Origin of the sequence: Pseudomonas sp. SIMBA_041, assembly GCF_046535095.1 — a bacterium.
In the GTDB taxonomy this organism is placed as follows: domain Bacteria; phylum Pseudomonadota; class Gammaproteobacteria; order Pseudomonadales; family Pseudomonadaceae; genus Aquipseudomonas; species Aquipseudomonas mucoides.
The window spans coordinates 1-253 of the sequence record NZ_JAWRXJ010000625.1 but is presented as its reverse complement, the minus strand read 5'-3'; the positions used below and the strand labels follow the sequence as shown (position 1 = coordinate 253).

1 protein-coding gene is annotated in these 253 nt (G+C 51.8%); it reads left to right on the top strand.

The window, feature by feature from the left end:
• Positions 1-253 (top strand): amidohydrolase family protein (locus SB725_RS32605; protein ID WP_410923626.1); only part of this gene is annotated, 253 nt, incomplete at both ends.

Genomic DNA, 253 nt, shown 5'->3' with positions numbered 1-253 from the left:
CTCTCATCCAGCACGTATTTTGGGACTCTCTGACAGAGGGATTGTCCGTGAAGGCTTGAAAGCTGATCTGGTGATTTTCAATGAACAACGTGTGATTGACAAAGCGACCTATGATCAGTCGCGCCAGTTTCCAGAAGGCATTTCGCATGTAGTGGTCAATGGCCAGATTGTGCTGGCGAACGGGGAAGAGAGGCATGTGCCAGCAGGGCTAGTGTTGCGCCGCCGCTATCGCAAAGAAAGCCAGCAGAGAAAC